The sequence below is a fragment of the Microbacterium luticellae genome (assembly GCF_050408645.1).
Taxonomy (GTDB): Bacteria; Actinomycetota; Actinomycetes; order Actinomycetales; family Microbacteriaceae; genus Microbacterium.
In genome coordinates, this window is sequence record NZ_JBNTKE010000009.1 from 1 (window position 1) to 5,395 (window position 5,395).

The following is a 5,395-nucleotide window of genomic DNA, read 5'->3' on the forward strand; positions in this document are numbered from 1 at the left end:
AAGAAGTTCGGCGGTGTCCTACTCTCCCACAGGGTCCCCCCTGCAGTACCATCGGCGCTGTGAGGCTTAGCTTCCGGGTTCGGAATGTAACCGGGCGTTTCCCTCACGCTATGGCCGCCGTAACACTATTGACATAGCACTGGTGCTTGACCGTACGTCAAGAACCACAAAGTGGACGCGAAACATCTCGTAGATCACGGATGTGAAAATTTTATCAAGTCATCGGCTTATTAGTACCAGTCAGCTACATGCATTACTGCACTTCCACATCTGGCCTATCAACCCAGTAGTCTTGCTGGGAGCCTCTCACCCACAAGGGGCATGGAAGTCTCATCTTGAGGCCGGCTTCCCGCTTAGATGCTTTCAGCGGTTATCCATCCCGAACGTAGCTAATCAGCGGTGCTCCTGGCGGAACAACTGACACACCAGAGGTTCGTCCAACCCGGTCCTCTCGTACTAGGGTCAGATCCTCTCAAACTTCCTACGCGCGCAGCGGATAGGGACCGAACTGTCTCACGACGTTCTAAACCCAGCTCGCGTACCGCTTTAATGGGCGAACAGCCCAACCCTTGGGACCTACTCCAGCCCCAGGATGCGACGAGCCGACATCGAGGTGCCAAACCATGCCGTCGATATGGACTCTTGGGCAAGATCAGCCTGTTATCCCCGAGGTACCTTTTATCCGTTGAGCGACAGCGCTTCCACAAGCCACTGCCGGATCACTAGTCCCGACTTTCGTCCCTGCTCGACCTGTCAGTCTCACAGTCAAGCTCCCTTGTGCACTTACACTCGCCACCTGATTGCCAACCAGGTTGAGGGAACCTTTGGGCGCCTCCGTTACTCTTTAGGAGGCAACCGCCCCAGTTAAACTACCCACCAGGCACTGTCCCTGAACCGGATCACGGTTCGAAGTTAGATGTTCAGAATGACCAGAGTGGTATTTCAACAATGACTCCACGAACACTGGCGTGCCCGCTTCACCGTCTCCCACCTATCCTACACAAGCCACACCGAACACCAATACCAAGCTGTAGTAAAGGTCACGGGGTCTTTCCGTCCTGCTGCGCGTAACGAGCATCTTTACTCGTAATGCAATTTCGCCGAGTTCGTGGTTGAGACAGCTGGGCAGTCGTTACGCCATTCGTGCAGGTCGGAACTTACCCGACAAGGAATTTCGCTACCTTAGGATGGTTATAGTTACCACCGCCGTTTACTGGGGCTTAAATTCTGAGCGTCGCCGAAGCTAACCCGTCCTCTTAACCTTCCAGCACCGGGCAGGCGTCAGTCCGTATACATCGACTTGCGTCTTCGCACGGACCTGTGTTTTTAGTAAACAGTCGCTACCCACTAGTCTCTGCGGCCACCACACCCTTTCCCGTGCAAGACGGTATAAGTGGATGGCCCCCCTTCTCCCGAAGTTACGGGGGCATTTTGCCGAGTTCCTTAACCACGATTCTCTCGATCTCCTCGGTATTCTCTACCTGACCACCTGAGTCGGTTTGGGGTACGGGCAGCTGGAACCTCGCGTCGATGCTTTTCTTGGCAGCATAGGATCACCCACTTTTCATCCGCATCGTGTCTCAACCATCAAGGACAGCGGATTTACCAACCGTCCGGCCTACACACTTGCACCAGGACAACCATCGCCTGGCATGGGCTACCTTCCTGCGTCACACCTGTTAATACGCTAGCCGCACCAGAACGGGGTCACGCGCTCCCTACCACGATGCCACCCGAAGGTGACGGTGCGATAGTTCGGGCGCTTAGCACAACTGGATTAGCTGGGGCGGTTCTTCGCCGGTACGGGAATATCAACCCGTTATCCATCGACTACGCCTGTCGGCCTCGCCTTAGGTCCCGACTTACCCAGGGAAGATTAACTTGACCCTGGAACCCTTGGTCTTTCGGAGGACGTGTTTCTCACACGTCTTTCGCTACTCATGCCTGCATTCTCACTCGTGTGGCGTCCACGGCTGGATCACTCCGCCGCTTCACCCCCCACACGACGCTCTCCTACCCATCAACACGGCTGGACCACGAAGGCCTACCTAATATGTCAATGCCACAACTTCGGTGGCGTGCTTGAGCCCCGTTACATTGTCGGCGCGGAATCACTTGACCAGTGAGCTATTACGCACTCTTTCAAGGGTGGCTGCTTCTAAGCCAACCTCCTGGTTGTCTAAGCAACTCCACATCCTTTTCCACTTAGCACGCGCTTAGGGACCTTAGATGGTGGTCTGGGCTCTTTCCCTCTCGACTATGAAGCTTATCCCCCACAGTCTCACTGCTGCGCTCTCACTTACCGGCATTCGGAGTTTGGCTGACGTCAGTAACCTTGTAGGGCCCATCGGCCATCCAGTAGCTCTACCTCCAGTAAGAAACACGCAACGCTGCACCTAAATGCATTTCGGAGAGAACCAGCTATCACGAAGTTTGATTGGCCTTTCACCCCTATCCACAGCTCATCCCCTCAGTTTTCAACCTAAGTGGGTTCGGCCCTCCACGCGCTCTTACACGCGCTTCAGCCTGGCCATGGATAGATCACTTCGCTTCGGGTCTAGGACATGCGACTCAACCGCCCTATTCAGACTCGCTTTCGCTACGGCTACCCCACACGGGTTAACCTCGCCACACATCACTAACTCGCAGGCTCATTCTTCAAAAGGCACGCTGTCACCCCTACCAAGGAGGCTCCAACGGCTTGTAAGCAAACGGTTTCAGGTACTATTTCACTCCCCTCCCGGGGTACTTTTCACCTTTCCCTCACGGTACTAGTCCGCTATCGGTCATCTGGGAGTATTTAGGCTTATCAGGTGGTCCTGACAGATTCACACGGGATTTCTCGGGCCCCGTGCTACTTGGGATACTCGCCACGCAGAACAACACATTTCAGTTACGGGGCTACCACCCTCTACGGCCGGCCATTCAAAACCGTTCACCTATATGCGTCCACACGCCAACCATTCGGCAGAATGATCCAGCAAGTCCCACAACCCCGAGCATGCAACGCCTGCCGGCTATCACACACACCCGGTTTAGCCTCATCCGCGTTCGCTCGCCACTACTAACGGAATCACTATTGTTTTCTCTTCCTGTGGGTACTGAGATGTTTCACTTCCCCACGTTCCCTCTACCTGCCCTATACATTCAGACAGGAGTCACCAGGTCGCACAAACGCCTGACGGGGTTTCCCCATTCGGAAATCCTCGGATCACCACTCGCTTATCAATTCCCCGAGGCTTATCGCAGATTGCTACGTCCTTCTTCGGCTCCAGATGCCAAGGCATCCACCGTTTGCTCTTAAAGACTTGTAAAAAATCACATGAGTACGATCAATCGATCGAAAAAGTAATCACAAACACCAAACCAAAAAGATTCGATGCTTTAAGATGCTCGCGTCCACTGTGTAGTTCTCAAAGTACGGTCGGAACCCTCCCCCACCCACACACAAATGCAGACAAGAAAAGGCCCAGAGGAACAGCTGCCACCATTACAGCGACACCCGGTCCCTCAGGACCCAACAGCGTGCAAACACCCCGCTCACCAACCCCCACATTCCAACCACCACAGTGGCGTACTAGCAGAAATCAGCCGCGCTGACGAAATATCAAATGTTCCACCCACGAGCACCCCGCAGAAAACAAACGTTCCTGAACGAGGCCCTGAACTCCGAAGAGCCAGAAGCTCCTTAGAAAGGAGGTGATCCAGCCGCACCTTCCGGTACGGCTACCTTGTTACGACTTAGTCCTAATTACCGATCCCACCCTCGACGGCTCCCTCCACAAGGGTTAGGCCACCGGCTTCAGGTGTTACCGACTTTCATGACTTGACGGGCGGTGTGTACAAGACCCGGGAACGTATTCACCGCAGCGTTGCTGATCTGCGATTACTAGCGACTCCGACTTCATGAGGTCGAGTTGCAGACCTCAATCCGAACTGGGACCGGCTTTTTGGGATTCGCTCCGCCTCACGGCATCGCAGCCCACTGTACCGGCCATTGTAGCATGCGTGAAGCCCAAGACATAAGGGGCATGATGATTTGACGTCATCCCCACCTTCCTCCGAGTTGACCCCGGCAGTATCCCATGAGTTCCCACCATAACGTGCTGGCAACATAGAACGAGGGTTGCGCTCGTTGCGGGACTTAACCCAACATCTCACGACACGAGCTGACGACAACCATGCACCACCTGTATACGAGTGTCCAAAGAGCTCTACATTTCTGCAGCATTCTCGTATATGTCAAGCCTTGGTAAGGTTCTTCGCGTTGCATCGAATTAATCCGCATGCTCCGCCGCTTGTGCGGGTCCCCGTCAATTCCTTTGAGTTTTAGCCTTGCGGCCGTACTCCCCAGGCGGGGAACTTAATGCGTTAGCTGCGTCACGGAATCCGTGGAAAGGACCCCACAACTAGTTCCCAACGTTTACGGGGTGGACTACCAGGGTATCTAAGCCTGTTTGCTCCCCACCCTTTCGCTCCTCAGCGTCAGTAACGGCCCAGAGATCTGCCTTCGCCATCGGTGTTCCTCCTGATATCTGCGCATTCCACCGCTACACCAGGAATTCCAATCTCCCCTACCGCACTCTAGTCTGCCCGTACCCACTGCAAGCCCGAGGTTGAGCCTCAGGATTTCACAGCAGACGCGACAAACCGCCTACGAGCTCTTTACGCCCAATAATTCCGGATAACGCTTGCGCCCTACGTATTACCGCGGCTGCTGGCACGTAGTTAGCCGGCGCTTTTTCTGCAGGTACCGTCACAAAAGCTTCTTCCCTGCTAAAAGAGGTTTACAACCCGAAGGCCGTCATCCCTCACGCGGCGTTGCTGCATCAGGCTTCCGCCCATTGTGCAATATTCCCCACTGCTGCCTCCCGTAGGAGTCTGGGCCGTGTCTCAGTCCCAGTGTGGCCGGTCACCCTCTCAGGCCGGCTACCCGTCGACGCCTTGGTAAGCCATTACCTCACCAACAAGCTGATAGGCCGCGAGCCCATCCCAGACCGAAAAATCTTTCCAAACACGACCATGCGGCCGCGCCTCATATCCAGTATTAGACACCGTTTCCAGCGCTTATCCCAGAGTCCAGGGCAGGTTGCTCACGTGTTACTCACCCGTTCGCCACTAATCCACCCAGTGCAAGCACCAGGCATCATCGTTCGACTTGCATGTGTTAAGCACGCCGCCAGCGTTCATCCTGAGCCAGGATCAAACTCTCCGTAAAAAAAGAAAGCAACACAACCGGGAAAACGGCCATGCCACAAGTTTGAAACTGACCAAAAACAGAATGCCATCACTGACAATCCATGAAATTGATCCAAAAACCCCAACCACAAAATGGCCGAGAAAAATTGGCATTTGACAAGTGCACGCTGTTGAGTTCTCAAGGATCGGATGCTCC

At 54.5% G+C, this 5,395-nt stretch carries 3 rRNA genes; all 3 read right to left on the bottom strand.

Annotated elements, in window-relative coordinates:
• Nucleotides 1–5 precede the first annotated feature (5 nt).
• Nucleotides 6–122, bottom strand: a 5S ribosomal RNA gene (rrf, locus tag ACQUSW_RS13685).
• 88 nt (nt 123–210) lie between these two features.
• Nucleotides 211–3,314: ribosomal RNA gene (locus tag ACQUSW_RS13690) — 23S ribosomal RNA — on the bottom strand.
• A 378-nt stretch (nt 3,315–3,692) separates the two neighbouring features.
• Nucleotides 3,693–5,218: ribosomal RNA gene (locus ACQUSW_RS13695) — 16S ribosomal RNA — on the bottom strand.
• The 16S, 23S and 5S rRNA genes sit together here, the layout of an rRNA operon.
• Nucleotides 5,219–5,395: the final 177 nt, after the last annotated feature.